Source organism: Burkholderia sp. AW33-5 (assembly GCF_053427615.1).
This window is the reverse complement of sequence record NZ_JBSAXA010000001.1, coordinates 242,272-264,112: the sequence shown is the minus strand read 5'-3', so window position 1 is coordinate 264,112 and position 21,841 is coordinate 242,272. Positions and strand designations below refer to the sequence as shown.

Genomic DNA, 21,841 nt, shown 5'->3' with positions numbered 1-21,841 from the left:
GCCTCAACGCTTGAAGTGCGGCGGCACCTTGCCGTCGACGTTGACCCACACCGAGCGCGCTTCCGTGTAGTCGTGCATCGCCTCGAAGCCCATCTCGCGGCCGTAGCCCGACTTGCCGACGCCGCCGAACGGGCTGCCCGGATTCACGCGCTTGTAGCAGTTGATCCAGCACATGCCCGCGTCGATCCGCGACGCCATCTTGTGCGCGCGGGACAGATCGTTGGTCCACAGTCCGCTGCCGAGCCCGTATTCGGTCGCGTTGGCGATCGACAGCGCTTCCTCGTCGCTGCCGAAGCGCAGCACGGTGACGAACGGGCCGAACACTTCCTCCTGCGCGACGCGATCGGCGGCGCTCTTCGCTTCGATGACGGTCGGGCGCACGTAGTAGCCGTCGGCGAGCGCGGCGTCCTGCGGCGCACTGCCGCCCGCGAGCACGCGGCCGCCCTGCTCGCGCGCGACATCGACGAACGACAGCACGCGATCGAGGTGCTGCTTCGACGTCAGCGGGCCCATCTCGGTGTCCGGGTCCAGCGGGTTGCCGACGCGGATCGACGAAGCCAGCGACACGAAGCGCTCGAGGAATGCGTCGGCGATGCGTTCATGCAGCACGAGACGCGAACCCGCGATGCACGCCTGCCCCTGGTTGTGAAAGATCGCCCACGCGGCGCCGTTGATGGCGGCATCGAGGTTCGCATCGTCGAACACGATGTTCGCGCCCTTGCCGCCCAGTTCCAGTTGCACGCGCTTCAGGTTGCCCTGCGAGGCCGCGACGATCCGGCGGCCCGTCGCCGTCGAACCGGTGAACGCGATCTTCCCGACACCGGGGTGTTCGGCGAGCCGCTGGCCTGCCGTGTGACCGTAGCCGGGGACGATATTGACGACGCCCGCGGGGAACCCGACCTCGGCCATCAGCTCGACGATGCGCAGCGTCGACAGCGGCGTGATCTCCGACGGCTTGAGCACGACCGTGTTGCCGGCCGCCAGCGCCGGGCCCATCTTCCAGCTCGTGAACATCAGCGGGAAATTCCACGGCACGATCTGGCCGACGACGCCGATCGGCGCGCGCTGCACATAGTTCAGGAAGCCGGTTTCGACGGGAATCACCGAGCCCTGCAGTTTGTCGGCCATGCCGCCGAAGTAGCGGAAGCATGCTGCCGTGCGCGGCACATCGAGCGCGCGCGAATCGCGAATCGGATGACCGGTGTCCAGCGATTCCAGTTGCGCGAGTTCCTCGGCGTTGGCTTCGATCGCGTCGGCGAGGCGCAGCAGCAGACGGCCGCGTTCCGCCGCCGCCATTGCCGACCACTTCGGGAACGCGCGGCTGGCGGCTTCGACCGCCAGGTCCACGTCCGCCGACGTGGCCGCGGCGATCTTCGTGATCAGCGAGCCGTCGTGCGGATTGAGCACGTCGATGGTGCCGCGCTCGACGGCATCGACGAAGCGCCCGTCGATGAAGAGTTGGGTTTGCATGAATCGTCCTCGATTTGTTGCTGAAGTGCTGCTCAGAACGCGATCGGATACGGCGCCAGCTCGCCGCTCTCGTATCGCTGCGGCAGGTCCGGCGTCGCGTTTTCCCAGACCAGCAGCATCGAGCGCTTCGTCGAGTAGCCCTGGTGCCGGATGTCGGCGGGCATCGCGCAGATGTCGCCGGCCCGCATCGTGATGCGCGCGCGCGGCGCGCCGGTGTTCTTGTCGCCGATGTCCCACACGATTTCGTCGGACAGTTGCAGGAACCATTCGACGCGGTCGTTGCCGTGGAACACCGGCAGGATGAATTCCTCGGTCGTCGGGCAGAACAGGCTGCGCCCGCACACGGACGTGACCGATGGATTCCACGTCACGTCCGAACGCGACAGGTACTTGAACAGGTTGAACGCGTGCAGTTCGCCTTCGAAGCCCGGCTTCACGTGCACTTCCGGCTCGTCCTGGCCGACGTCGAGGAACGCGCGGTTGACCGGCAGCGCGTCGCGCAGCGGCGAGTCGCCTTCGAGGCCCGGCATGCGGCGCGTCGCGATGCGCGTGCGGTCGATCGCCGCGCCGTTCTCGCCGTGCTTGCGCCCGAACGCCGTGCCGGTTTCCTCGGGTGCGGCGAACGGATCGAAGCCTTCGTTGGTCCAGTCGTGCAGCATGGCCTTGAAGGTCGCCATGATCGTCGGCGTTTCGAACGTCTCGGTGTAGTCGACGCCGGCTTCCTTCAGGATTCCGTTGAACGTGCCCGCGTAGACGTCGACCTTGCCGTAGTGATTGCGCGTGCCGAACACGTGATCGAAGTTCACCCAGCCGTAGAAGAAGCCCCATGCGACGTCGCGCATCATCGCGCGCAGGAACGCGTCCGCGGGCATCGCATGCGTGCGCGTCCGGCCTTTCGCCGGCCAGCTGATTTTCACGAAGTATTCGTCGCGCTGGAACGCGAACTCGCCGAGCTTGAAGCGGCGGTAGCCGGTGACGGCATCGGCTTCCGTGGCCTGCACCAGATCGGCGGCGAAGCCCGCGGAAGGATCGAGGGTCTCGAGGGTGGCCATAACGTGTCTCCTGGAATATTTGAACGGGGCAGTCGGATGTGTCAGTGCAGGCAGATGTCGGCCCACTTCTCGACGGACAGCTCGCCGAGCACGGTCTGCACGAGCGCGACGCCCGGCTTGCCGGCTGCGAAGCGATACGCGCAGCCGGCCGGCAGCAGTGCCTGATGCCCCTTGCGCAGGACGACGTAGCCCATCTCGCGGCCCGCCGGCTGCGTGCCGGCGCTCACGGTGCCGCGGCCGGTGGTCGGCGGGTTGTCGAGCTTGATGAATTCGATGCGGACTTCGCCATCCATCTGGATCGCGAACTCGTCGTGCGCGCACGCGAACCAGGGCGACTGGCCTTCGGTCCGCAGCACTTCGATCACGTATTCGAGGTTCTTGCCGGCGACGACCTTTTCGTAAGGCGCCGACTTCGATGCGATCTCGAAGACGTTCGAGAAGGCGTAATGTTTTGCGCTGCCGCTGGTGATTTCGATCTCGCCTTTGGTATGACTGTCGAGCGAGCCAAAGACGGTGTGGAATGCCGTGTCGGTCATTGCTGTCTCCTGAGTTGAACCGCTTGTTGGATTCAACTCTAGGGGCAAGGGCGCCCCTCAACAAGGCAACGGACCGCGACTACGGCATTTGCGATTCGCGAATAATCGCTTCGTTCAGCGAACCCAGCCGCGCTCCAGCAGCGGACGGTCCCACGGCGACTCGTCGCCGATGTATTCGACGAGGAATTCGACCAGCGCCTTCACCTTCAACGCCTGTCGCTGCGTTGCGGGATAAACGGCGGCGAAGCTCAGCGGCGCGATCTGGAAATCGGTGAGGATGGGCACCAGCCGGCCCGCGACCAGCGCGTCGCTCGCAACCAGCGTGGGCAGGCACACGACACCGCCGCCCGTCAGCGCATACTCGCGCAGCAGGTGCACGGAGTTCGAGCGGATCATGCCGGGCAACTCCATTTCGACGACCTCGTCGCCGCGCGTCAGGGTCCAGCGGTTGCGCGACGGATAGCCGGAATACAGCGCCGTGGTGTGCTGCAGCAATTCGCGTGGATGTTGTGGCGCACCATGCGCTTCGAGGTAGGCCGGCGCCGCGCAGAAGAGGCGTCGGACCACGAACAGTCGCCGCTCGATCAGCGACTCGGATATCGGCGGGAAGATCTGGAACGCGATGTCGAACCCTTCTTCGACGGGGTCCACGACACGGTCATTGACGATGATGTCGAGCTGAATGCCCGGGTAGCGGCGATTGAACTCGGCGAGCGGCACGCCGAAGTGATCGAGCGCGAAACCGGGCAGCATCTGGATACGCAGCCGTCCGGTCGGCGTCGCGCGCAGTTCGCGCATCTGGTCGGTCAGCTCGTTGACGCGCCCGACCACCTCGGCGCATTCGCGGTAGAAGGTCTCGCCCACTTCGGACAGGCGCACGTGGCGCGTGCTGCGATGGAACAGCGGCGCGTTGACGAACTTCTCCAGCTGCTGGATGCGGTTCGTCACGACCGAACTGGTGACCCCAAGCTGTCGCGCCGCTTCCGCGAAACTGCTCGCCTCCGCGACCCTGACGAACGCCTCGATGCTCAGAAACCGGTCCATGCTGCGCCCTTTCCGAAAGCGAAACCGGCAGTCTAACCGCACCGGCCGGCCGGGTGGGTCAAGCCGAACGCGTCACACTGTCAACGGGCGGGTGTCAATCTCGCCGGCGCCCCGGGCGCGGGTAACGCCGCGCGATACGTTACGGCTGCTTGCCCGCCGACAGCTCCGGCTGCAAGCCCACGCGACGCTGCAGCACGGCCGGCGCGGTTTCCCGCAGCAGCAGGCTGACCACGATGCCGAGCAGCACTGCGCCCATCGGCAGCCACAGAATGTTCTGGATCCCGAAGTGTGCGGCGACGTAGCCGCCCATCGCCGGTGCGATGCCGCCGCCGAAGATCTCGCCGCAACCGACCACCACGCCGATCGACGTCGACACGAGGCCGACGGGCGCGGCTTCGGTCGCCACCGGGCCCGAGAGCAGCGACACCAGCCCGAGCGTGAAGAACGACGCGACGAACAGCACCGCGAACAACACGAGCGGCTGCGGGCCCAGCCCGCGGAAAACGTAGAGCATCACCGCCGTGCCGGCGAAACCGACGATGCTCGCGAGGCGCCGGCCCACCAGGTCGGACAGGCCCGGCAGCCCGAACTGCCCGAGAAAGCCGCCGAAGCCGATCGCCGACACCACGAGGCCCATCTTCTGCGTGCCGAGCGCAAGGTAGTCCGTCAGGTACAGCGGCAACAGCGCGCCGAGCACGAACACGCCGGTCATCGCGCAGCACAGCGCGGCCATCGCGACGAGGATGTTGCGGCTCTTCAGCACATGGCCGAGCGACGCCGGCGCGTGTTCCGACACCACCTCCTTCGCGCGCTTCGGTTCGCGGATCACGAAGAACATGATCGCGCCGAGGATCAGCCCGGGAATCGCCACGAGCGCGAACACCCAGCGCCACGACACGACGTTGAGCAGTTGCGTCGCGATGATCGGCGACAGCGCGAGCCCGAACAGCGCGAAGCCGCTTTGCTGCAGCCCGAGGTTCAGGCCGCGCCGCCGCGGATGCGACGCGTCGGCGGTGGCCGCGAAGCTGGTCGGGCAGAACGAGCCTTCGGCGACGCCCATCAGCCCGCGGATCGCGATCAGGCCGAGCAGCCCGCCCGCGAGCCCCGAGAAGCCGGACAGCAGCGAGAACGCGATGATCGCCGGGATCAGGACCTTGCGGCGGCCGATCTTGTCGGAAATGCCGCCCATCAGCGCCGCGAAGATGCCCCATGACAGGCCGAGCACGCCGATGCAGTTGCCGACATCCTGCGCGGTCAGGTGCAGATCCTTCATGATCGAAGGGAACAGCGGCGCGATGAGCCAGCGGTCGAGGCCGACCAGCCCGAAACCGAGCGCCAGCAGCGTCACCGCCTTCCACTCATAGGAGGTATCCCACTCGTTTGCTTTCATGTCCGTCTCCGAGGACCGGTCCGCCTGCACGCGCCGGGGGCGTCCGTGCATGGGCCGGGTCCGTTGTCTTGTGTGTGCGATGCGACGTGAGTCGCGAGGAAGTGGCGGCCGCCTGTCCGGTTGCAGGCGTCGAATTCAATCAGCCGACGCCCGAACGATAGGTGCGCGCACGCAGATCGGGTATGGAACAACCGGCGAACGCGCCATTCGCGAAACGCAAATAATCGGCGGATCGCTGCGGGAGACGTCGGCGGACAGCGCGGAACGCGCGGCGCGCACCGGCGAAATGGCGCGGATGCGTGCGTCACCGGGGGAATCCCTCATGGACATCGGCGGATCGTTGCCGGGTGCCCCCAGGCGGCGGCAGGATCCGATTCCATCCAGATCGGATTCGATGGAATATTTTTCTTCAAATTGGCGAACATCCAACCGTTTTTGGATCCTTTTTCCCCGCTCCTCCTCGTATCATTTCTCCCGTTACGAAAAGAACGAGCCAGAGAAGGACATGAGCGACACCACCCCGCTGCACTACCTCGACTACGCGGCCACCACCCCCGCGGATCCCCGCGTGATCGAAGCGATGACGGCCTGCCTCGGTGCCGACGGCATCTTCGGCAATCCCGCGTCGAGCTCGCACGCCGCCGGCCGGCTGGCGAAGGAAAAAGTCGAGCATGCGCGCGCGCAAGTCGCCGCGCTGATCGGCGCGGATGCCGACGAGATCGTCTGGACGTCGGGCGCCACCGAATCGAACAACCTCGCGCTGAAAGGCTATGCGGAGACCGCGACCGACAAGCGCCACCTGATCACGAGCCGCATCGAACACAAGGCCATCCTCGACACGATGGCGAACCTGTCGAAGCGCGGCATGACCGCGACCTGCCTGTCGCCCACCGCCGACGGCGAAATCACCGTCGACGCCGTGGCCGCGGCGATCGGCCCCGACACGGGCCTGGTGTCGCTGATGCTCGTCAACAACGAACTCGGCACGCTGACCGACATCGGCGCGATCTCGCGCATCGTGCATGCGGCCGGCGCGCTGCTGCACGTCGACGCCGCGCAAGCGCTCGGCAAGACGCCGATCGACGTGCGCGCGCTCGGCATCGATCTGCTGTCGATGTCCGCGCACAAGGTGTATGGCCCCAAGGGCATCGGCGCGCTGTTCGTCCGCCGCGAGATCGCCGACCGCATCGCGCCGCAGATCCACGGCGGCGGACACGAGCGCGGCCTGCGCTCGGGCACGCTCGCGACGCACCAGATCGTCGGAATGGGCACCGCCTGCGAGCTGGCCGCCGAAAAACTCGAGCGCGAAGCCGTGCGGATCGCGGCGCTCAGCGCACGCCTGAAGGACGCGCTGCTCGCGCTCGGCGGCATCACGCACAACGCGGCGGCGGCACGCCGTATCCCGCACACGTTGAGCCTCACGGTGAACGTGCCGGGCTTCTTCCCGTTCATGCTCGGCGATGCGCTCGCCGTGTCGTCAACCTCCGCGTGCAATTCGATGAGCGGCGCGCCGTCCCATGTGTTGACCGCGATCGGCCTCGACGCCGAAGCCGCGGGCCGCACGGTGCGCGTCAGCTTCGGCCGCTTCACGACGGAGCAGGACGTCGATTTCGCGATCGCGTGTTTCGCGCGCGCGCTCGAGCAATGCCGTGCCGCGACGGCGACCGGGTTCGCCGCATCGCGACAGATCTCGCCGGCGGACCTGAAGGCGATCCGCAACGCGGGCTTTCGCGCGGTGATCTGCAACCGGCCGGACGGCGAAAGCGCCGATCAGCCGGCCTTCGAGGAAATCGCCGCCGCCGCGCGCGAACTCGGCCTCGACGCGCGCTATCTGCCGGTCGAACGCGACCGGATCGGCGACGCGGAAGTCGATGCGTTCGGCGCGCTCGTCGATGCGCTGCCGAAGCCGGTGCTCGCGTATTGCGGAAGCGGGAGCCGCGCCGGAATGCTGTGGGATCGGCTGACGGAGCGGCGAACGGCAACGGTCTGAACGCAATCCGTTCGTCACGTCGAGCGGAACATCATTCCGCTCGGGCGTTGTTTGCTTCGGGGGGGCCATCAGCGCCGCAGCCGCTACCGCGCATACTCGAGTTGCAGGGCCACCCAGTCCGACGTCGCGTCGCCGTAGCGCGCCGCGACGTCTCCGAGCACACCGGGCAGCACACCGTCACCCCGCCGTCCCGCGGGAATCGTGACGCGCGGGTGGCCGGTATCGGCCGGCTGCGTCAGGAGGCGCAGCCCGTGCTTCGATTCGATCACGCGCGCATCCGCCGTTGCGACGACGTCGCTGCGCCACGTCCGCGCCCATGCGTCGGCGCTGAGCGCAACCGAGAGTTCATCGAATCCGCTCGCGACCGGCAGGTCGAACGTCCGATGCCGCCAGAACGCGACGCGATTCGTCAGCGCGGTCGCCACGGCACGCGCGGTCAAACCGAACCGGCTGCCGTCGTGAACGTCGCTCCATCCCTCCGCGCCGATGTTGCGTGCCGCTTCGCGCGCCACCACCGGCCCCGCCAGTGCATTCACCAACGCAAGCGACGCGGGAATCGACGCCGACACGCCGGCCGTCGTCATCACGTTGCCATCCATCACGTAGCGTCGATCGTCGAGCCACGCGGTATCGGCAAAACGGCGACGCAGCCCGGCACGCGAGTACCAGTGCGCGGTCGCCATACGGTCCCGCAACAGCCCGGCGTTCGCGAGCACCTCCGCGCCATCGCAGATCGCCACCATCGTGGCGCCGGCCGCCGCTTGCTTGCGCAGCCATGCCAGCACGGCTGGCCGGTCGGCTCGATGCAGCGCAGGCACGATCACGATGTCGGCCCCCGACGGCACGGCCGCGTCGAATCGGTCGAGCGTCGTATCGGCCAGCATCCGCAGTGCGGGCATCAGTTCGACCGCGCTGGCGTCGACCGACACAGCCACGACATCGGCAGCGCCCGACGTCTTCAGAATCGCGTACGGGACCATGAAATCGGTCGTCTCCGTTCCTGCGTTGTCCGCGACGATCGCAACGAGCGGCCGCGTGCGACCCGCTTTCGGTGCGTTCACGGTCAGCGTTTGCGTGACCGTTCGGGCGCCGTGCGCGACCGACGGCCCGGGCTGCCCCGACATGCACGCGCCCAGCACCGCGCACACGATCAGCACCATTGCCACGCGTGCCGCCCCGTTTCTGTTCCGTTCCCGCATCGCCCACCCGAGTCAATCGATTGCATGTCCGGAAAATTACAAGGATCATGCTCGCGGTCACAAGGACAACTCCACCGCACTTTCCGCCATGTCCCAGTCAACCGGTTCGGCGCGCGACATCGTCGTCGTCGGCTTCGAAGGCGTCCAGTCACTCGACATCACGGGCCCGATGGAAGTGTTCGCTGTCGCGAACCGTCACCTTCCCGGCCATGTCCCGCGCTATCGGCTCACGCTCGCGTCACAGCATGGTCGCGACATCGTCACGCATGCGGGCCTGCGTCTTGCCGGCCCGACCGCGCTTGCGGCCTTGCCCGAACGCATCGACACGATCGTCGTCGCGGGCGGCAGCGAAGCGGCGCTGCGACACGCGGCGTCGAACGCCGGTCTGCTGCCGTGGCTGCGCCCCCGGATCGCGAGCACGCGGCGCATCGCGAGCATCTGCACGGGCGCGTTCGTGCTCGCCGCGGGCGGATGGCTGGACGGCAGGCGCGCAACCACGCACTGGAATCAGTGTGCGACGCTGCAGGCGCTATGCCCTGACGTGCGGGTCGAGCCGGATGCGATCTACGTGAGCGATCCGCCGTTTCATACGTCGGCCGGCGTGACGGCAGGCATCGACCTGTGTCTCGCGCTCGTCGAAGCCGACTGCGGCGCGCCGACCGCGCTCGCGGTCGCACGCGAGCTCGTGCTCTTCATGCACCGCCCCGGCGGACAGGCGCAATTCAGCGTCGGCCTCGACCTCCAGGCCAACGCGACACCGCCGATGCGCGCGCTGCTCACGTCGATCGCCGACGACCCGACCGGCGACCTCGGCGTCGCCGCGCTGGCCGCGCGCCTGCACATGAGCGAGCGGACGTTTGCGCGCAATTTCCTCAAGGAGACGGGGCTTCCGCCCGCGCAATTCGTGCTGGCCGCGCGCGTCGAGCGCGCGAAGGTGCTGCTGGAGCGGGCGGACTGGCCGCTCGAACGGGTCGCGCAACGTTCGGGGTTCGGCAGCGTGGATGCACTGCAACGTGCGTTCGCGAAGCGGGTCGGGATAACGCCGCGCGACTACCGCGCGCGCTTCGGACCGAAACACGGCCGGCAGCAAATCGAGTAGGCCGTCCCGGGTATTCCCCGGCCGACTCACGCCCCGATCCGTACGGATTTCTTACAAAACTTCACCCCGCCATGCGATGCCCCCGAACGGTGCACGCATCCGGAGTTTCACCGCATTGCCGAAATCCGATATCGCCGCGAGATTTGGCTTCATACCGTTCCCGTATCGGACCGGCACGCGACCGTCGTCACCGCATGACGTCGCGCGCCGCCGACGAATTCCAGGAGCGGGCCGCCGTGCCGGGCCCGGGCAGCGATGACGGTCCTGCCTCGCAGGACATTCGTGACGGAGCGAACATGGACGCGAAAATCCAGCCTGATACAGGCACCGACAGTGACGTAAGCCTTCTCCACAAGATGGGATACGCGCAGGAGCTGTCGAGACGCATGAACGGCTTCTCGAACTTCGCCGTGTCGTTTTCGGTGATCTGTATTCTGTCGGGCGGCATCACGGCGTTTCAGCTCGCGTTTTCCGCGGCCGGCGGCGCATCGATCGGCCTCGGCTGGCCGCTCGGCTCGCTGTTCGCGCTGATCGTCGCGGTGTCGATGTCGCAGATCGCATCCGCGTTTCCGACCGCCGGCGGCCTCTATCACTGGGGCGCGATCCTCGGCGGGAAGAAATGGGGGTGGATGACGGCATGGCTCAACCTGATCGGCCTGATCTTCGTGATCGCGGCGATCAACTTCGGCACCTACGATCCGTTCTTCAAGACGCTGATCGCGCCGATGTTCGGCGTCAGTCCGGACAGCCTGACATGGTGGCATCAGACCGCGTTCATCGCGATCATCACCCTTTCGCAGGCAGTCCTGAACGCACGCGGCATCAGGATCGCGAGCAAGATCACCGACCTGTCCGGCTATCTGATCTTCGTCGTGACGATCGCGCTGGTCGTGTCGCTGCTGGCCTACTCGCCGGTCGCGTTCGACCTGCATCGGCTCGTCACCTTCACCAACTACACGGGCGTCGACGGCGGCGCCTGGCCGAAACAGGCCACGCCGCTCGCGTTCCTGTCCGGCCTGCTGCTGGTGACCTACACGATCACGGGCTTCGACGCATCCGCGCACACGTCTGAAGAAACGCACGACGCGGCGAAGAACGTGCCGCGCGGCATTATCGGCTCGGTGTTCTGGTCCGCCGCGTTCGGCTACGTGATGGTGTGCGCGTTCGTGCTCGTCATGCCGGACCTGACCGCCGCGATGAAACAGGGCACCGGCTTCTTCGAAGCCATCCTCGCGCCGATTCCGAAGACGTTGCGCGTGTGCCTCGAGCTCGCGATGTTCTTCATCAACTACGTGTGCGGGCTCGCGGCGATCATGTCGACCTCGCGCATGATGTACGCGTTCGCGCGCGACGGCGGGCTGCCGGCGTCGAAGCTGCTGCGCAGCGTGAATCACAACCACCGAACGCCCGGGCCCGCGATCTGGACCTGCGCGGTGCTTGCCATCGTCGTCACGCTGTACGGCGATGCGTTCTCGGTGTTGAGCGCGGGCAGCGCCGTGTTCCTGTTCATCTCGTATGCGATGCCGCTCGGCTCGGGGATGCTCGCCGAAGGCCGCACGTGGACCGAAAAGGGCCCGTTCCAGCTGGGCATCTGGTCGAAGCCGTGCGCGCTGCTCGCGCTGGTGGGCGCCTGCGTGCTCGCATACGTCGGCATCCAGCCGCCGAACGAGAAAGTGCTCTACGTGCTCGTCGCGTTCGTGGCGGCGCTGATGGTCATCTGGTACGGCTTCGGTGTGCGCAAGACCTTCGCCGGGCCGCCGATGCTCAAGGACACGCGCAATGACGAGCGCATTCGCGAACTCGAGGCGAACGTCGATCCGACGGTGTGACGCGACACCAGTTCGCGCACAGCGCAAAAATCCGGCTCGCGATTTGCGAGCCGGATTTTTTTACGTCGTTTCGGTGCGGACGAGGTTCAACCGCGTTGGCGGTTGAACCCGATTGCCGCGACTTAGCCGTAGACCGGGAAACGCTTGGTCAGCTCCGCGACCACACCGCGCACACGCTCGATCGTCGCCGCATCTTCCGGCGCTTCCAGGACGTCGGCGATCAGGTTACCGACCGTCTCGGCTTCCGCCGCGCCGAAGCCGCGCGTCGTCATCGCCGGCGAACCCAGACGGATCCCGCTCGTCACGAACGGCTTTTCCGGATCGTTCGGGATCGCGTTCTTGTTCACCGTGATGTGTGCCGCGCCCAGCGCCGCTTCCGCCGCCTTGCCCGTGATGTTCTTCGCGCGCAGGTCCACCAGCATCACGTGGCTTTCCGTACGGCCCGACACGATCCGCAGCCCGCGCTTGACCAGCGTTTCAGCCAGCACGCGCGCGTTCTCGACCACCTTCTCCTGGTAGGCCTTGAATTCCGGCGACAGCGCTTCCTTGAACGCCACCGCCTTCGCCGCGATCACGTGCATCAGCGGGCCGCCCTGGATGCCCGGGAAGATCGCCGAGTTGATCTGCTTCTCGTACTCGGCCTTCATCAGGATCACGCCGCCGCGCGGGCCGCGCAGGCTCTTGTGCGTCGTCGTCGTCACGAAGTCCGCGTGCGGCACCGGGTTCGGATACACGCCCGCCGCGATCAGGCCGGCGTAGTGCGCCATGTCGACCATCAGGTACGCGCCGACCGACTTCGCGATCTTCGCCAGACGCTCGAAGTCGATCTTCAGCGCGAATGCCGACGCGCCCGCGACGATCAGCTTCGGCTTGTGTTCGTTCGCCAGCTTCTCGGCGGCGTCGTAGTCGATGTCTTCGTTTTCGTTCAGGCCGTAGCTCACGACGTTGAACCACTTGCCCGACATGTTCACCGGCGAGCCGTGCGTCAGGTGGCCGCCGTGCGCGAGGCTCATGCCCATGATCGTGTCGCCCGGCTTGAGCATCGCGAAGAACACGCCCTGGTTCGCCTGCGAACCCGAGTTCGGCTGCACGTTCGCGGCTTCCGCGCCGAACAGCTGCTTCACGCGGTCGATCGCCAGCTGCTCGACGACGTCGACGTATTCACAGCCGCCGTAGTAACGCTTGCCCGGATACCCTTCCGCGTACTTGTTCGTGAGCTGCGAGCCCTGGGCGGCCATCACGGCCGGGCTCGTGTAGTTTTCCGACGCGATCAGCTCGATGTGCTCTTCCTGGCGGCGGTTTTCGTCCTGAATGGCAGTCCAGAGTTCCGGATCGACGTTGGCGACGGTGCTGGTAGTGCGATTGAACATGATGATTGATCAAAAGAAAGTGATGGATTGACCCTGGTATGCCGGACTTGCCCGGACCCGCGAAGCCGGGCGCCTGACCGGCGCCCGATGACGTCATCGCCCATGCCGCCCTGCGATGCCGGCTGAACGGTGATTCGGCATTGCCATTCCAGCAGACGCAAATCGGTTCAGATAGAAGGATTACGACAATCCGCTAGGACGCATCGCGCGACGACCCGGCAAAAAAAATCGAAGGTCCGCATCGCTGCGGAACCTTCGACGGAACCTGCCGCTCCTTGGAGAACGCGTGCCTGCCCTTCGGCCTCCTGCGAATATCGGGGCCTAAACGGCGGAAAAACAGTTGTCGACGAACAGGTGCGTGCCGTTGACGAAGCTCGATTCGTCCGACGCCAGGAACAGCGCGGCCGCGGCCACTTCCGACGGCTCGCACAGCCGGCCTTGCTGCACCGCGATGGCCGCTTCGGTCGCGTCCACGCCCATCGCCTGCAGATCCTTCAACTCGCGCATCCCGTGCGGCGTGCGGATGAACCCGGGCGCCAGCGCGTTGCAGCGGATGCCGCGGTCGCGGTACTCGACGGCGATCGCCCGCGCGAACATGTGGCACGCGCCCTTGGTCGCGTCATACAGCACCTCGCCGGGCGTCGCGCACACGGCCGAGATCGACGACGTGCAGACGATGCTGCCGCGCCCCTTGTCCAGCATCTGCGGGAGGACCGCCTTCGTCATCAGGAACATGCTCTTCACGTTCACGCCCATCAGCCAGTCCCATTCCGACTCCTCGATGTCGAGGAACGGTTTGACGATCAACGTGCCCGCGTGATTGAACAGGATGTCCGCGTTGCCATACTGCCCGCGCGCCGCGTCGACCGCCGCCTGCACGTCCGACTGCCTCGACACGTCGGCGCCGAGGCCGATCGCCTGCAAGCCGGCATCGCGCAGCCGCGACGCAAGTGTTTCGGCCGCGTCGCCGTCGCGGTCGACGATCGCCACCTTCGCGCCCTGCGCGGCGAACAGTTCGGACGCGGCGGCGCCGCATCCGCCCGCGCCGCCGCTCACGATGGCGACCTTGCCGGCCAGGCGCCCGTCAATCTTGGCATTCATTCGTCGTTCTCCAGTCTGGTTCGTTCGGATTGCTCAGCTGAACAGCGTCCGAAGATGATCGTTGAGGAAACGGCCTTCCGGGTCCACGCTGCGGCGCAGTTCGCGGAACGCTTCGGCTTTCGGGAACCAGCGATCCACGTCGTCGCGGTTCGTGAAGTGCAGCTTGCCCCAGTGCGGACGCGACCCGTAATCGCGCAGGATGTCGTCGACGTCCTTCAGGAACGGCCAATAGTCGACGCCGTTCGGCCCGCCCGAGCACGAGATGGTTACGCTGTCCTGATCGTTGAACGGGCTGATCCACGCCGGATCGCCCTTCGTGAAGCGGTACTCGACCGGGAAGATGCAGTCGCGATGCTTCGTGAGGATCAGGTCGCGCACGCGGCGCAGCGCTTCCTTGCCGTGTTCGGCAGGCACTGCGTATTCGAGTTCGTGGAAGTTCGCGACGTAGTGAATCGCATAGACCTCGGCGCTGTACGCGATCTTCTCGTGCTCGCCTTCGAAGAACGTGCGTTCGTCGGTGAGGTCCATCACTTTGATTTCGCACACGTCGTAGTCCTTCTTCGAGTTCGACACCTTCGCGGTATCGGGCAGGCAGTACAGGTGGCGGCTTTCGGACGTCGGGCACCAGAAGAAACCGAAATGCCGGTGCGTGGCCGCAAGCTCGTCGTACTTTTCCATCAGCGCCTCGAAGTCCTCGCGCCACACGCGGTCGTGCAGCCAGAACGCGTCGGTCACCTGCAGCGTCAGCTCCGACACCACGCCGAACAGGCCGAGGTTCACCTGCGTCGCATGCAGCAGGTCGAGGTCCTGCCCGTCGCTCACTTCCGTGATCGAGCCGTCGGGGCGAACGATCCGCATCCCGACGACCTGCGACGACAGGTTGCTCAGCGTCGTCCCCGTGCCGTGCGTGCCGGTTGCGAGCGCACCGGCAATGGCCTGCGAATCGATGTCGCCCTGGTTGACGAGCGAGAAGCCGATGTCCTTCAGACGACGCGTCACCGCGTTGATCCGCGTGCCGGCCTTCACCGTGACGCGCTTTCGTTGCGCGTCGACCGCGACGATGCCCTGGTAATCCTTCAGCGACAGCAGCAGGCCGCTCGTCGCGACGACCGGCGTGAACGAATGCCCCGATCCCGAGCATCGGACGTTCTTGCCCTGGCTCGTCGCGGCATGCACCAGCTCGGCGATCTCCGCCTCGCTGGTCGGCGACGCCATGTGCGCGGCAACGCACGACTGATTGCCTACCCAATTGCGCCAGAATCCGCCACGTGGAAGCTCCATCGACGTCTCTCCAGAGGTGTGCTGCCGGGACCACGCCGGCAGCCGTGTTCGGTTCGTCCGGCAACGAAGCGGGAGGCTCCAGGCGCCGGCGCGATGCGATACGTTGTGTTCCGTTCGTGCCAAAGGTATTGCGCCGGCCGGCTTTTCACTATCGGATTTCGGCAAGCGAGGGTTTCTTCGGGGAATCGCGCCATCGGGTTTTTTGACCGGCTCGGGCAGCAGCTACAATGCATCGATCCGGCCCGCCCCTTCCCGACTCCGATGACGCCGTCCGCCGATCCGAGCGATTTTTCTGGCGCCCCGCCGCTCGCACGAACGGTGGCGTTCTGCGCGTTCACCGACGTGGAGGAGCAGGCGCGAATCTTCGACGGCTGGGATCTCAACTACACGCAAATCTCGGGCGGCCGGTTTCATGGCTCGTCGTCCATCGTGTCGCTCGGCGGCATCCGGCTCCTGGTCGAGGACCTCGACAAGGTGATCCTGCAGCAGGGCGCGGTGCCGTCCGACCGCATCGCGGTGGCCGTGCCGCTGGAGCTCGAAGGCCATGCGCGCATGTGCGGCGAGAAGAGCGGGCGCGACAGCCTGCACGTGTTCTCGAGCCAGCCCGTGTTCGAGTTCTATTCGCCCGACCGGCACGTGCTCGTGAACGTCGAGATCGAGCCCGACAAGCTGTCGACGGAGGCGATGCGCACGCTCGCCGCGTCGCTGCGCGCGCGCACCTTCGCGCCGCTGATCCCGATGACGCCCCAGGTCGCGGACCGCTTGCGCGACCTGCTGCGCCACACGATGGCCGCGGCCGCGAAAAGCACGCCGATCGACGACGTGACGACGCAGGAGCGGATCGAGCTGCTCGAGCGGACCGTGCTGTATGCGATTGCCGAAGCGATGACGACGCCCGCGCCGGACGCGAACGCCCTCGCGACGCGGCCGACTAAGTACTGGTCGCTCGTGAACGCGGTGCAGGAGCGGCTGCAGGACGCGTCGACGTGTCCGCTGTCGATCGCCGAACTGTGCGTGCAGCTCGGCATCAGCCGGCGTACCGCGCAATACGCGTTCAACGACACGCTCAACCTGAATCCGATCGCGTATCTGCGCGCCGTCCGGCTGAATCACGTTCGTCGCGAACTGCGGCTCGGCGGGTCCGTGACGTCGGCCGCGACGAAGTGGGGCTTCTGGCATCTGAGCAGCTTTGCTCAGGACTACCGCGCGATGTTCGGCGAGCTGCCGTCGGCGACGGCGCGGCGTTACGCGCACCGGGAAGCCGAATCTCGATTACGCGATGCGTGACGCGGCTTCGCGCTGCCCGCGCATGAACTGAACCTCCATGTAGAAAGCCGCGGCCGAACGTGCGCCGCGGCGGGTTCAAAACAGACCGTCGGTGCAGGGAGACGGCCCGCATCGGCCATCACCCCGCGCACGACCTCGCTACTCCGTCACTCCTGCTGTTCCTGCTCCGCCTGCACCTGCCGCTGCTGGATGAACTGCCGCACATCGCTCATCGTCACGCGACCGGTGTGTTTCGCATCGATCTCGTCGAAGTGCTTCGCGACGAAGCCCAGCCCGCTGCTTTGCGCCTGCGCTTTCGTCACCGCCGCGCCGTTGCTCAGCACCGTGTTGCCGCCGAGCCGGGCGTCGACGCGCTTCTGCGCCTGCTGTTGCAGCGTCGCGCCGGTCGACGGCAATACCGGCGCCACGCGGGTCGCAGGAAAGAACGGACCGTCGACGCCGTGCCCGCCGCGCGGCAGCTTCACCGGCGCCACCGCCTGCGGCGGCAGTGCGTGGGCGCTGCTCATCACGGCACCGAGGACGATCAACGGAGACATACGCCGCATCAAGTTGATTAGGGACATGATCACTCGCATTCAATGGATGAATTGAGGGTTCCTTTTCGCAAGGAGTCCGTCGTTTACGGTGCGGCCGCCAGCGTCGTCGCGGCCGTCGCGCCCGGCACGCTGCCGGTCGGCGTGCCGGCCGGGTTCTCGTCCGGCCACGGCGGCGGCAGTGTGCGCAGCGTCAGCGCGGTCGGAATCCGCCTGCCCTGATAGAAGATCGTCAGGTCGCGCTTCATCTGCGGACGGGCCACGTCATCCAGATACGTCATGTGCCCGCCCTGGAAGAAATTCACCTGCAGCTTCGGGTTCAGGCCCTTCACCGTCTGCAGCCGCGCGAGCTGCTTCTCGGTGTTGAAGAACGGCGTCGCCAGGTCGTGGAGGCCGTTCTCCGCGAGCACCCGGAGCTTTGGATTGAGCTGCAGCGCGCCGAGCAGATCGGGGATCGAGTCGGGCATCGGCTGGCCGTCATGCGAGAAGTCCCACACCTGGATGATGTTGTCGTTCAGCGGCAGGTAGGTCGCGTTCGGCGCGGTGTAGCCGAGGTAGTCGGGCATCTGCGTCGCGAGCGCGTTCGTGAACGGCTGCGAGATCAGGATGTCCGACGGATCGCCGTCCGTTTGCAGCCGCGGATCCGAATTCGGCAACGACACGCGTCCGTCGTAGCGGCCGATCGTCGTGCCGGGCAGCAGGCTCGTGCCGAACGGATTCGCGTTGAAGTAGCCGCGCAGCGCCTGCTGCGTGAGGCTCGACGGCAGCGACCACAGCTTCAGCGTCGCATCGCTCGGGAACACCGGCGTGCCGAGCGCATCCGGAATGCCGAGCTGGCTCAGCACCCACGACTGCGAGTACTGCTGCAACTGGTTGTAGATCAGCGTCGTGAACAACTCGGTCTGCAGTGCATACAGATACGGGTTGACCGGCGCCGGCGACACCTGGTTGAAGTACGCCGCGACCGCCGCATAGCCGGGCAGGTAGCCGGCCACGGTATCGGTCTCGAGCAGCAGCCCTTCGGTCGACTGCGTGATCGCCACCGCTTCCACCGCATCGGCGAAGTAGTTCAGGATCGACGATTGCAGCACGATCCCCGTCAGGTGCACGCCGGCCGATTCGAGCGCCAGCGCGAGCATGTCGGTACGCGGCGTGCCGTACGATTCGCCGTACAGGTAGATCGGCGACGTGCCGCGGCTGTTGACGTTCAGGTAGCGCTGGATGAAGTCGCGCATGATGTTGACGTCCGCGTCCGAACCCCAGTACTTCTGATTGGTGTTCGGCAGCACGGCTTCCGACAGCCCGGTTCCCGGCGGATCGATGAACACGAGGTCGGTCGTGTCGATCAGGCTGTCCGCGTTGTCGACGAGCGGATAGTTCGGCCAGTTGTTGCCGAACAACGGATCGGGCGTGGCGACGCGCGTCGGCGCGAAGGAGCCGAGGCGCAGCCAGATCGACGACGAGCCGGGGCCGCCGTTATAGACGAACGTGACGGGGCGCGGCTTGCCGTTCGTGCTCGGCGCGGTGTACGCGACGTACGACATCGACGCTTCGGCGTTGCCGTTCGCGTCCTGCGCGGTCAGGTGGCCCGTGGTCGTCGTGTAGCTGACCGTCGTGCCGCCGGATTTCCACTGGTAATGCATCACCGCCGCCTTCTCCGAGACCTGCGCGGCCGCGAGGCCGTCGGTCGCGTTCATCGAATACGCGACGGGGTCGACGTAAGGCTGGTTTGCCGCCGGCGACTGGCTGCCGGCCGCCGCTTGCGCGCTGGCCTGCTGGCTGGCGGTGGCCTGCGCGAGGCTCGACGCGCCGACCGACGACGAATCGTCGCCGCCGCAGCCCGCGAGCACGAGCGTCACGATGGTCAATGCGCCTAGCCCGGCCAGCCGGCCGCGACGCTCGCGGCGGCTGCCGGTACTGCTCCTGTCTGGTTTCATGCCTCGATCCTTGTGTTGAGTCGGATACCGCTTCACACAGGCCGCCATCGCCGGCGAAAAACGCGCAGGCATACCCGCCACTCGCGTTGCACGGTCGGCAGACGGCGGTTGGGGATTGGACTTCTTCGAGAGACTGAACTTGATACAGACACAGCAAACTGCTGGCGGAGAATGATGCGGGAACGCCGCCCCCTGGCAGTTTCGACGACTTATCGTATTACCTGAATTTACGACACCACAAAAATAGGCGGTGCTGCGCCGCGTTGTCAAAGATCATTCCGATATTAAAAAATCTCTTATGATGCGAACGGCGATCAGTGTCTGGCATTTGAAAGAAAACACGATTGTTCGCGTTCAGGTCGTTATACGAGGCATTTTTATCGGAATGCGACGGCGTTTTCGCATGTCGCACCGCCCTTGCCGGGATTCGAAAGTGCGCGTTGACCCCCTTCAAATCGACAGGATTTTTCTTTCATTTTAATTATCCCGGATCAATTAGTGAGATTCATTGAATAAAAATCGGCATCGTCCATAAAATACCGATGCCGATTATTTCGCGGAAATACAACGGAATTATTTACCCGATACCGGAATGAAACTATGGAGTGCGCCAAACGGCATTGATGCGTCATGCGCAGGCATTCGCGATGAAGAAGCCGTCATTCGCGCCGCTCATTCCGGATCGCATGACAGCGCGAGCGGCGCAACCGCCGCCCGCGCGCCGTACTTCAGATACTCGATTCAGCGATCAGCGCCCGCCGCCCGGCAACGCGATATCGATCAGCACCGGATCGTGGTCCGACGAACGATACGCATCCGGCGCGTAGAAGGTTTTCTGCTGCTCGGCCGACTTGTACGCGAGCGTGTACTGCAGCGCGAGGGGCTCGTCCGCGTTGATGTGCCATTCGTGCACGGCCTTCACGTGCGACGCGAGCGGCAGCGACGCAAGCGCGTGATCGAGGTAGCCGGCTTCGCCGTTATACACGTAGCTGTATGCATTGGCGCCGATCCAGCGCGACACCAGGTTGCGGTAGCCGCGCGATTCGAGCAGGCGGATCGGGTCTTCATACGTGTAGCTGTTGAAGTCGCCGATCAGCAGCGTGCCCTGCCCCGCGATGCCCGTCGGCGTGCCGGCGAGCCAGTCGGCCAGCTTCGCGGCCGCGCGCGTGCGCGTCGGATTCCAGCAGCCCTGGCCGTCGCCCTGGTCGCGGTCGTCGTTCGCCGCGTCCGGGCAGTTCTTCGACTTCAGGTGGTTGACCGCGATCGTCAGCGCCTGCTTGCCGCCGATCCGGCGGAACGACTGCGCGAGCGGCTGGCGGTTCTTGTCGTCGATCGCGAGCGTCGACGCGCGGCCGACGGGTTCGACCGCGCGGCTGTCGTAGATCATCGCGACCGCGATCGCGTCGCCGCCGAGGCGCGACGTGCCCGGATCGACGACGCGCCAGTGGCTGCCGAGCTTCGCCGCGAGCTGGCGCACCGCGCTCAGTTCGCCGTAGCCGTTGTTCTGGATTTCCATCAGGCCGATCACGTCGGCGTCGAGCGCCTTCAGCGCGCTGACGATCTTCGCTTCCTGGCGCTGGAATTCCTGATAGGTCTTCGCGCCGCGGTTGTTCGGATCGTCGAAGCCGCCGCCGAGACCGTTGCCGTTGAAATAGTTGAGGACGTTGAACGACGCGACGCGCAGGTTCGATTTCGGATCGCGCGCCGGCGCGTTGGTGCGCGGGTTCGAACGCGTGTCGAACGTCGGCGCGGCCGCGCCGGGCAGCGGCTGCACGCGCCATGCGCCGTAGCGCACCTCGAGCACGCCTTCGACGTCGCGCACGGTGTAGCCCGAGCGCAGCGGGTTCGCGGCCGACAGTTCCGGCGCCGGATACGGCACGGTCGCCGGGTTCTGCTTGTTCGAGCCGTCGTCGAGGATCAGCCGGTTGCGTGCGTTCGCATCGATCTGCGTCTGCGCCTGCGACGGCGGCACCACGCTCGTCGGCGTGCGCAGGCGGCCGTTGCTCAGCATCACGCTGCCGTAGCGGCCGAGTTCGTAGTTGTCGGTGACGGTGAGCGTCTGCGGCAGGCGCACGCGCATGCCTTCATATGCGGCGAACGCGTTCGGGTTGTCGACCGGCAACGTGAGCGTGGCCGGCGTGACCGTCTGGCCGTTCGCGCACACCGCGATCGCGCCCGACAGCGTGAGCTGCGTCTGCCCGTATTTTTCCTCGACCTTGCCGGTCACGTGCACGAGATCGCCGGCCTTCGCGCGCACTTTCGGCGCATAGACGAACAGGCCTTCGGAGACGCCCGGCTGGTTGCGGCGCTGCGCGTCGGCCTGCTGGACGAAGAAGCCGCCGAAGCCGTCCGTGCCGCCGAAATCGGCGGTAACGACCGCTTCGATCGACACGTTCTGGCCGGCGAGCGGCGACGGCGCGCCCGGCCCCTGGATGTCGGCGATCGGCGTCGTGCTGCCGCCGCAGTTCGGACTGACGGGCGCGGCGGTGGCGGCGAAGACCGGCGCGGCAAGCGTGGGCAGCAGCAATAGCGGGGCAAACAGGCGGATTGTCGAGCGCATGACGGGGAATCCCGGTTGTGAGGGTGGCGAAAGCTTAGCGGCGCTCGGTGACAGTTTTTAGTAACCAAACGACAGATGGATGTAATCATCCGGCTGCGCTACCCCGGTCGGAAAGCGGGAAATCGTCTGATCGAAACCGCCGCTGTTCCGACGATTTCCCGTT

Annotated in this window: 17 protein-coding genes; 4 read left to right on the top strand and 13 right to left on the bottom strand. The window is 66.2% G+C overall.

Features of this window, described 5'->3' with window-relative positions; genetic code table 11:
* Nucleotides 1-3: 3 nt before the first annotated feature.
* The 6 genes from ACV22V_RS01250 to ACV22V_RS01225 form a co-directional block, all read right to left on the bottom strand.
* The gene (locus tag ACV22V_RS01250; protein ID WP_448012760.1) at nucleotides 4-1,470 is read right to left on the bottom strand and encodes an aldehyde dehydrogenase family protein; all 1,467 of its coding nucleotides are present in this window, start codon (nucleotides 1,468-1,470) and stop codon (nucleotides 4-6) included.
* A gap of 32 nt (nucleotides 1,471-1,502) precedes the next feature.
* Nucleotides 1,503-2,522, bottom strand: a complete 1,020-nt coding sequence (locus ACV22V_RS01245; protein WP_448012759.1) for a hydroxyquinol 1,2-dioxygenase — start codon at nucleotides 2,520-2,522, stop codon at nucleotides 1,503-1,505.
* A 41-nt stretch (nucleotides 2,523-2,563) separates the two neighbouring features.
* A complete protein-coding gene (locus ACV22V_RS01240; RefSeq protein WP_059532355.1) occupies nucleotides 2,564-3,058 on the bottom strand; it encodes a hypothetical protein in 495 nt (164 codons plus the stop codon).
* A 114-nt stretch (nucleotides 3,059-3,172) separates the two neighbouring features.
* A complete protein-coding gene (locus ACV22V_RS01235) occupies nucleotides 3,173-4,102 on the bottom strand; it encodes a LysR family transcriptional regulator (RefSeq protein ID WP_059532357.1) in 930 nt (309 codons plus the stop codon).
* Between the two features lie 139 nt (nucleotides 4,103-4,241).
* The gene (locus ACV22V_RS01230) at nucleotides 4,242-5,492 is read right to left on the bottom strand and encodes an MFS transporter (protein WP_448012758.1); all 1,251 of its coding nucleotides are present in this window, start codon (nucleotides 5,490-5,492) and stop codon (nucleotides 4,242-4,244) included.
* A gap of 135 nt (nucleotides 5,493-5,627) precedes the next feature.
* A complete protein-coding gene (locus tag ACV22V_RS01225) occupies nucleotides 5,628-5,921 on the bottom strand; it encodes a hypothetical protein (protein ID WP_448012757.1) in 294 nt (97 codons plus the stop codon).
* Nucleotides 5,922-5,997: 76 nt separating this feature from the next.
* On the opposite strand from ACV22V_RS01225, the gene ACV22V_RS01220 reads away from it, so the two are divergent.
* The gene (locus ACV22V_RS01220; protein ID WP_448012756.1) at nucleotides 5,998-7,482 is read left to right on the top strand and encodes an aminotransferase class V-fold PLP-dependent enzyme; all 1,485 of its coding nucleotides are present in this window, start codon (nucleotides 5,998-6,000) and stop codon (nucleotides 7,480-7,482) included.
* An 83-nt stretch (nucleotides 7,483-7,565) separates the two neighbouring features.
* Here ACV22V_RS01220 and ACV22V_RS01215 read toward each other — a convergent pair whose 3' ends face one another.
* A complete protein-coding gene (locus ACV22V_RS01215) occupies nucleotides 7,566-8,681 on the bottom strand; it encodes a DJ-1/PfpI family protein (RefSeq protein ID WP_448012755.1) in 1,116 nt (371 codons plus the stop codon).
* 88 nt (nucleotides 8,682-8,769) lie between these two features.
* Between ACV22V_RS01215 and ACV22V_RS01210 the strand changes: the two genes are divergently transcribed.
* Together ACV22V_RS01210 and ACV22V_RS01205 are read left to right on the top strand one after the other, a co-directional pair.
* Nucleotides 8,770-9,780: a GlxA family transcriptional regulator gene (locus ACV22V_RS01210; RefSeq protein ID WP_448012754.1), complete on the top strand. Its 1,011-nt coding sequence runs from the start codon at nucleotides 8,770-8,772 to the stop codon at nucleotides 9,778-9,780.
* Nucleotides 9,781-10,076: 296 nt separating this feature from the next.
* Nucleotides 10,077-11,609: an amino acid permease gene (locus tag ACV22V_RS01205; RefSeq protein ID WP_059532452.1), complete on the top strand. Its 1,533-nt coding sequence runs from the start codon at nucleotides 10,077-10,079 to the stop codon at nucleotides 11,607-11,609.
* A 122-nt stretch (nucleotides 11,610-11,731) separates the two neighbouring features.
* On the opposite strand, the gene glyA is transcribed toward ACV22V_RS01205, so the two are convergent.
* From glyA to ACV22V_RS01190, 3 genes are all read right to left on the bottom strand, one after another.
* Nucleotides 11,732-12,979, bottom strand: coding sequence for a serine hydroxymethyltransferase (glyA, locus tag ACV22V_RS01200; RefSeq protein ID WP_448012753.1), 1,248 nt, complete (start codon nucleotides 12,977-12,979; stop codon nucleotides 11,732-11,734).
* Nucleotides 12,980-13,300: 321 nt separating this feature from the next.
* The gene (locus ACV22V_RS01195; RefSeq protein ID WP_448012752.1) at nucleotides 13,301-14,080 is read right to left on the bottom strand and encodes an SDR family NAD(P)-dependent oxidoreductase; all 780 of its coding nucleotides are present in this window, start codon (nucleotides 14,078-14,080) and stop codon (nucleotides 13,301-13,303) included.
* A gap of 33 nt (nucleotides 14,081-14,113) precedes the next feature.
* Nucleotides 14,114-15,361: a D-arabinono-1,4-lactone oxidase gene (locus tag ACV22V_RS01190; RefSeq protein WP_448012751.1), complete on the bottom strand. Its 1,248-nt coding sequence runs from the start codon at nucleotides 15,359-15,361 to the stop codon at nucleotides 14,114-14,116.
* A gap of 261 nt (nucleotides 15,362-15,622) precedes the next feature.
* On the opposite strand from ACV22V_RS01190, the gene ACV22V_RS01185 reads away from it, so the two are divergent.
* On the top strand, nucleotides 15,623-16,648 hold the full coding sequence (locus tag ACV22V_RS01185; protein ID WP_448012750.1) for a helix-turn-helix domain-containing protein: 1,026 nt from the start codon (nucleotides 15,623-15,625) through the stop codon (nucleotides 16,646-16,648).
* 146 nt (nucleotides 16,649-16,794) lie between these two features.
* Here the strand turns inward: ACV22V_RS01185 and ACV22V_RS01180 are convergent, their stop codons facing one another.
* The 3 genes from ACV22V_RS01180 to ACV22V_RS01170 all read right to left on the bottom strand — a co-directional run bounded on the left by ACV22V_RS01180 (nucleotide 16,795) and on the right by ACV22V_RS01170 (nucleotide 21,678).
* Entirely contained in the window at nucleotides 16,795-17,223 is a 429-nt protein-coding gene (locus ACV22V_RS01180) for a hypothetical protein (RefSeq protein WP_059533782.1), read from the bottom strand.
* 44 nt (nucleotides 17,224-17,267) lie between these two features.
* Nucleotides 17,268-19,118 (bottom strand): S10 family serine carboxypeptidase-like protein, encoded by a 1,851-nt coding sequence (locus ACV22V_RS01175; RefSeq protein ID WP_223960178.1) that lies wholly within the window; start codon nucleotides 19,116-19,118, stop codon nucleotides 17,268-17,270.
* Between the two features lie 748 nt (nucleotides 19,119-19,866).
* Nucleotides 19,867-21,678 carry an ExeM/NucH family extracellular endonuclease gene (locus ACV22V_RS01170; RefSeq protein WP_059698857.1) on the bottom strand — a complete coding sequence of 604 codons (1,812 nt, stop codon included), beginning with the start codon at nucleotides 21,676-21,678 and terminating at the stop codon, nucleotides 19,867-19,869.
* Between the last annotated feature and the right edge of the window lie 163 nt (nucleotides 21,679-21,841).

What these genes read in the sequence shown, in the direction of transcription:
- ACV22V_RS01220 (WP_448012756.1), top strand. Translation starts at nt 5,998, where the DNA reads ATGAGCGACACCACCCCGCTGCACTACCTCGACTACGCGGCCACCACC.
- ACV22V_RS01190 (WP_448012751.1), bottom strand. Translation starts at nt 15,361, where the DNA reads ATGGAGCTTCCACGTGGCGGATTCTGGCGCAATTGGGTAGGCAATCAG.
- ACV22V_RS01250 (WP_448012760.1), bottom strand. Translation starts at nt 1,470, where the DNA reads ATGCAAACCCAACTCTTCATCGACGGGCGCTTCGTCGATGCCGTCGAG.
- ACV22V_RS01210 (WP_448012754.1), top strand. Translation starts at nt 8,770, where the DNA reads ATGTCCCAGTCAACCGGTTCGGCGCGCGACATCGTCGTCGTCGGCTTC.
- ACV22V_RS01170 (WP_059698857.1), bottom strand. Translation starts at nt 21,678, where the DNA reads ATGCGCTCGACAATCCGCCTGTTTGCCCCGCTATTGCTGCTGCCCACG.
- ACV22V_RS01195 (WP_448012752.1), bottom strand. Translation starts at nt 14,080, where the DNA reads ATGAATGCCAAGATTGACGGGCGCCTGGCCGGCAAGGTCGCCATCGTG.
- ACV22V_RS01215 (WP_448012755.1), bottom strand. Translation starts at nt 8,681, where the DNA reads ATGCGGGAACGGAACAGAAACGGGGCGGCACGCGTGGCAATGGTGCTG.
- ACV22V_RS01180 (WP_059533782.1), bottom strand. Translation starts at nt 17,223, where the DNA reads ATGCGAGTGATCATGTCCCTAATCAACTTGATGCGGCGTATGTCTCCG.
- glyA (WP_448012753.1), bottom strand. Translation starts at nt 12,979, where the DNA reads ATGTTCAATCGCACTACCAGCACCGTCGCCAACGTCGATCCGGAACTC.
- ACV22V_RS01230 (WP_448012758.1), bottom strand. Translation starts at nt 5,492, where the DNA reads ATGAAAGCAAACGAGTGGGATACCTCCTATGAGTGGAAGGCGGTGACG.
- ACV22V_RS01245 (WP_448012759.1), bottom strand. Translation starts at nt 2,522, where the DNA reads ATGGCCACCCTCGAGACCCTCGATCCTTCCGCGGGCTTCGCCGCCGAT.
- ACV22V_RS01240 (WP_059532355.1), bottom strand. Translation starts at nt 3,058, where the DNA reads ATGACCGACACGGCATTCCACACCGTCTTTGGCTCGCTCGACAGTCAT.
- ACV22V_RS01205 (WP_059532452.1), top strand. Translation starts at nt 10,077, where the DNA reads ATGGACGCGAAAATCCAGCCTGATACAGGCACCGACAGTGACGTAAGC.
- ACV22V_RS01175 (WP_223960178.1), bottom strand. Translation starts at nt 19,118, where the DNA reads ATGAAACCAGACAGGAGCAGTACCGGCAGCCGCCGCGAGCGTCGCGGC.
- ACV22V_RS01235 (WP_059532357.1), bottom strand. Translation starts at nt 4,102, where the DNA reads ATGGACCGGTTTCTGAGCATCGAGGCGTTCGTCAGGGTCGCGGAGGCG.
- ACV22V_RS01185 (WP_448012750.1), top strand. Translation starts at nt 15,623, where the DNA reads ATGACGCCGTCCGCCGATCCGAGCGATTTTTCTGGCGCCCCGCCGCTC.